The organism is Halanaerobium sp. DL-01 (genome assembly GCF_003338615.1).
GTDB lineage: Bacteria > Bacillota > Halanaerobiia > Halanaerobiales > Halanaerobiaceae > QPJE01.
The window spans coordinates 1-4,143 of record NZ_QPJN01000064.1 but is presented as its reverse complement, the minus strand read 5'-3'; the positions used below and the strand labels follow the sequence as shown (position 1 = coordinate 4,143).

Sequence of the window (4,143 nt, the reverse complement as noted above, 5' to 3'; positions counted from 1 at the left end):
TAACTACTTCATAAGCTCTTTTAGCTTTCCTTTTTGATTTCGTCATTACCACAAAATCATCAGCAAATCGCACCAGTTTATACCCTCTTTCTGTCGTTCCAACCCTAATCACATCTGCAAATCCAGCCTAGATTGCATGGTTGTTATGCCGGCATTGAGCTTCTTCGTTCTAATGGCGAATCGCCATTTACAGATGCCACCTCTGGTTCACATAATGTTTTGGACTAACAGCACGTCTCAGACTCTTCAGATTCCACCTCACGGTGAACACCCTGTCAATGTTGACTTCTACATGATACATGCCACAACATAGATAGGACTTTCACCTATTATCAGAATAATTTACGGAGCACACAAAAAATAGTCCCACCTCTTAAATAACAGGCAGGACTATTTATTAATTTTATATTTAAATTATTTTTAATTACTTAAGTTCTACTGTTGCTCCAGCTTCTTCTAATTTTTCTTTCATTTCTTCTGCTTCCTCTTTACTTACTCCTTCTTTTACGTTCTGAGGAGCATCGTCAACTACAGCTTTAGCTTCTTTCAGGCCAAGACCTGTAAGTTCTCTAACTGCTTTAATAACTTGAATCTTTTTGGAACCAATGTCTGCAAGAAAAACATCAAATTCTGTTTTTTCTTCCTCTTCAGCACCTCCGTCACCAGAAGCAGCAGCCATTGCAACAGGTGCAGCAGCGCTTACACCAAATTTATCTTCAAGTTCCTCAACTAATTCTGAAAGTTCCAGTACACTCATTTCTTCAATTGCTTTAATAATTTCTTCTTTATTCATTATAAATCCTCCTTATTTTTTTAAGCTTTTTGCTCTTTAATTTGACCTAACACCTGAACTAAACCGCGAATATTACCCTGCAGTACATTAACCAATCCAGTAAGGGGTGCTTTCATACCGGCAAATGCCTGTGCCAGTAATTGTTCTCTGGATGGTATTTTAGCAAGAGATTTAACCTTATCAATATCTATAATTTCACCATTTAATATACCAGCTTTTATTTCAAGAACTTCATGATCTTCAGCAAAATCTACAAGTATTTTTGCAGGAGAAACCGGGTCATCCATTCCAAAAGCAATTGCGGTAGGTCCACTGAAAAACTCATTCATCTCATCCATTTCAACATCATCAGCAGCAATAGAAGCAAGGGTATTTTTAACAACTTTATAATCCACACCCGCTTCTCTTAACTGTTTTCTTAATTCTGTCATTTCTGCAACATTTAGGCCAAGATAGTCAGTTATAACCATAGATTTTGAATGCGTAAATTTATCTGCTAGTTCTTTAACAACTGCTTCTTTTTCTGGTCTTGCCATAAATTTCACCCCCTCAGCTTTGAAACATAAAAAACCTCCTGTTGACAGGCAGGAGGTAGTAATATACATCAATTGCATAATTGCAATTTACAAAAAGTTAACCTCGGCAGGACATTAAGCTTTTTCAGCCCCTGCTGTCTTCGGATAAATATTCTTTTTTCTTCAATTAATATATCACAAAAAATATTGAGCGTCAACTCTGTGTCAATTCTAACGTCCAATTAGTGCTAAACTAGCTGCCGGGTCAACTTTAATTCCAGGACCCATAGTCGATGATACAGCCAGAGACCTAAAATATCTTCCTTTTGCAGCTGCCGGACGTTCTTTGGCCAGAGTATCTATAATAGTTTTGTAATTGTTTAACAGCTGTTCAACTGAAAAAGAAACTTTTCCAATTGGCAGATGAACAATTCCACTTTTATCAACTCTATATTCCAATTTACCGGCCTTAAATTCTTTAACTGCTTTTTCTAGTTCAAAAGTTACTGTTCCAGCTTTTGGATTTGGCATTAGTCCTTTAGGTCCCAAAATTCTTCCAAGCCTTCCCACAACACTCATCATATCCGGTGTTGCTACAGCCAGATCAAAATCCAACCAGCCACCTTCGATTTTTTCTGCTAATTCTTCAGCACCAACAAAATCTGCACCTGCTTCTTCAGCTTCTTTTGCTTTTTCTCCTTTAGCAAAAACTACTAAAGTAATTTCCTGGCCTGTACCTTCAGGCATTACTACAGTACCTCTTATATTCTGATCTGCATGTTTGGGATTAACTCCTAATTTTGCAGATAATTCCACAGTTTCATCAAAATTTGCACTTGCTGTTTCTTTAACTAACTCGAGTGCTTTAGCCGGTTCATATAATTTATCACGATCAACTTTTTGCCTAACCTCTTTATATCGCCTGCTTTGTTTTCCCATAAAAATTCTCCTCCTTGTGGTATTATCGGATTAATTCCTCCCACATATATGCTAAACGGAAAGAACAATCAAAATATTTATTCAACTAAAATTCCCATACTTCTTGCTGTCCCTGCTATCATACTCATAGCTGCTTCCATACTACCTGCATTTAAATCAGGCATTTTTGTTTCTGCAATTTTTCTGACAGCATCCTTACTAACTGTAGCTACTTTGTTAACATTTGGCTCACCAGAAGCAGTATCAATCCCTGCTGCCTGTTTAAGCAGTACCGCTGCGGGTGGGGTTTTTGTTATAAAATCGAATGATCTATCCTGATATACAGTTATCTCTACCGGTATAATAGTACCCTGCTGTTCTTTAGTTTTAGCATTAAATGCTTTACAAAATTCCATAATATTAACACCATGCTGGCCTAAAGCAGGTCCTACTGGTGGTGCAGGATTTGCCTGACCGCCTGGTATTTGAAGTTTAATTATATTCATAACTTTTTTGGCCATCATTAACACTCCTTTCTAATAATAATTCTGCTTTCAATTACTGTTTCTCAACCTGAGAAAATTCCAGCTCTACTGGAGTATCTCTACCAAACATAGAAACTAATACTTTAACTTTACCCTGCTGTGGGTGAACTTCTTTTACAACTCCAACAAAATCTTCAAATGGACCATCTGTAACCATTACTTTATCTCCAGCTTCAAAGTCTATTGTCATATCCTGTTCTTTCAAGCCCATACCCTGTAAAATATGTTCAACTTCTTCTGGCTGAAGTGGAAGTGGCTTTGTTCCACTGCTGACAAAACCTGTTACCCCAGGTGTATTCCTGACAACATACCAGGAATCATCATTCATATCCATTTCTACCAGAACATAACCGGGAAAGATCTTTTTCTCAACAATTTTATCTTTACCCTTCTTCTTTTCAACTTTTTCTTCAACAGGTACCAGAATACGAAAAATTTTATCTTCCATACCTGTACTTTCAATTCTTTTTTCTAGATTGGCTTTAACCTTTTTTTCATGCCCGGAATAAGTATGGACAACATACCATTTATTTTCTTTATTCTCTTCAGTCATATTCTAAGGACCCTTAATTAAAAAGGACCCTCACCTCCTCAGTTACATTATTAATGGAGTAATTATATTGGCCAGTAATAAATCTAAAACACCGATAAATACTATCAAAGATATTACAGTTACTAAAACCACTAACGTATTTGAAGCTACTTCTTCTCTATTTGGCCAATTTACTTTTTTTAATTCTGACTTTACCTGGCGAAAAAACTTAGCTATTTTACTAAAAAAACCGGTCTTTGCCATAAAAATACCACTTCCTCAAATTAAATATTCAGGGAAAAACTACTTTGTTTCACGATGGAGAGTATGTTCTTTGCAAAATTTACAGTATTTCTTTAATTCTAATCTATCACGTGTGTTTGACTTATTCTTTTTGGTAGAATAGTTTCTGTTTTTACATTCAGTACATTCCAGAGTAATAATTTCTCTCATCGTAAATCCACCTCCTCAGTCCAATCTGCTTACTTTGTTAGTATTATCTATTCAAAATCATGTACAATTTTTAATCATTCTCGTTTTCAAAGCTATAACCTTAATTAATTTAACATATTCTCAGATGAATGTCAATATTTTTTAGAAAATAGAGTTTCCCAAAATTATTTTTAGAGCTGCAAAAAAAAGGGAAAGTCTTTTTTTTAGAAAAAAAGCATGTGCAGTATAAATCTGCACATGCCTATTGAAAACAGTTTGAATTATATCAACAAGGCAATTCAATTTCTATGCTTTACTCAATAATTTCGGTAACAACTCCGGCACCAACTGTGTGGCCACCTTCACGGATTGCAAAACGCAGTCCTTCTTCCATAGCTATTGGAGTAA

Annotated in this window: 8 protein-coding genes and 1 other annotated feature; all 8 genes read right to left on the bottom strand. The window is 35.8% G+C overall.

From position 1 onward, the window contains the following. Positions 1 to 424 precede the first annotated feature (424 nt). The gene (gene rplL, locus DER71_RS11705) at positions 425 to 793 is read right to left on the bottom strand and encodes a 50S ribosomal protein L7/L12 (RefSeq protein WP_114458999.1); all 369 of its coding nucleotides are present in this window, start codon (positions 791 to 793) and stop codon (positions 425 to 427) included. 20 nt (positions 794 to 813) lie between these two features. Further along, on the bottom strand, positions 814 to 1,329 hold the full coding sequence (gene rplJ / locus DER71_RS11700; protein ID WP_114459000.1) for a 50S ribosomal protein L10: 516 nt from the start codon (positions 1,327 to 1,329) through the stop codon (positions 814 to 816). A gap of 18 nt (positions 1,330 to 1,347) precedes the next feature. Beyond that, positions 1,348 to 1,491, bottom strand: a sequence feature (ribosomal protein L10 leader region). A gap of 48 nt (positions 1,492 to 1,539) precedes the next feature. Further along, positions 1,540 to 2,247, bottom strand: coding sequence for a 50S ribosomal protein L1 (gene rplA / locus DER71_RS11695; protein ID WP_114459001.1), 708 nt, complete (start codon positions 2,245 to 2,247; stop codon positions 1,540 to 1,542). Between the two features lie 77 nt (positions 2,248 to 2,324). Beyond that, complete coding sequence (gene rplK / locus DER71_RS11690) at positions 2,325 to 2,747, bottom strand: 50S ribosomal protein L11 (protein ID WP_114459002.1); 423 nt, start codon at positions 2,745 to 2,747, stop codon at positions 2,325 to 2,327. Positions 2,748 to 2,784: 37 nt separating this feature from the next. Continuing rightward, positions 2,785 to 3,324, bottom strand: a complete 540-nt coding sequence (gene nusG, locus DER71_RS11685; RefSeq protein ID WP_114459003.1) for a transcription termination/antitermination protein NusG — start codon at positions 3,322 to 3,324, stop codon at positions 2,785 to 2,787. Between the two features lie 42 nt (positions 3,325 to 3,366). After that, positions 3,367 to 3,567, bottom strand: a complete 201-nt coding sequence (gene secE / locus DER71_RS11680) for a preprotein translocase subunit SecE (protein ID WP_114459004.1) — start codon at positions 3,565 to 3,567, stop codon at positions 3,367 to 3,369. Between the two features lie 39 nt (positions 3,568 to 3,606). Beyond that, positions 3,607 to 3,756 carry a 50S ribosomal protein L33 gene (gene rpmG, locus DER71_RS11675; protein WP_114459005.1) on the bottom strand — a complete coding sequence of 50 codons (150 nt, stop codon included), beginning with the start codon at positions 3,754 to 3,756 and terminating at the stop codon, positions 3,607 to 3,609. A gap of 292 nt (positions 3,757 to 4,048) precedes the next feature. Continuing rightward, the coding region (locus DER71_RS11670) for a hypothetical protein (RefSeq protein ID WP_143009710.1) at positions 4,049 to 4,143 on the bottom strand (95 nt) is incomplete at its 5' end.

Excerpts from the sequence above, each read along its gene's own strand:
- rplJ (WP_114459000.1), bottom strand. The coding sequence starts at position 1,329 with ATGGCAAGACCAGAAAAAGAAGCAGTTGTTAAAGAACTAGCAGATAAA.
- nusG (WP_114459003.1), bottom strand. The coding sequence starts at position 3,324 with ATGACTGAAGAGAATAAAGAAAATAAATGGTATGTTGTCCATACTTAT.
- rplK (WP_114459002.1), bottom strand. The coding sequence starts at position 2,747 with ATGGCCAAAAAAGTTATGAATATAATTAAACTTCAAATACCAGGCGGT.
- rplA (WP_114459001.1), bottom strand. The coding sequence starts at position 2,247 with ATGGGAAAACAAAGCAGGCGATATAAAGAGGTTAGGCAAAAAGTTGAT.
- secE (WP_114459004.1), bottom strand. The coding sequence starts at position 3,567 with ATGGCAAAGACCGGTTTTTTTAGTAAAATAGCTAAGTTTTTTCGCCAG.
- rpmG (WP_114459005.1), bottom strand. The coding sequence starts at position 3,756 with ATGAGAGAAATTATTACTCTGGAATGTACTGAATGTAAAAACAGAAAC.
- rplL (WP_114458999.1), bottom strand. The coding sequence starts at position 793 with ATGAATAAAGAAGAAATTATTAAAGCAATTGAAGAAATGAGTGTACTG.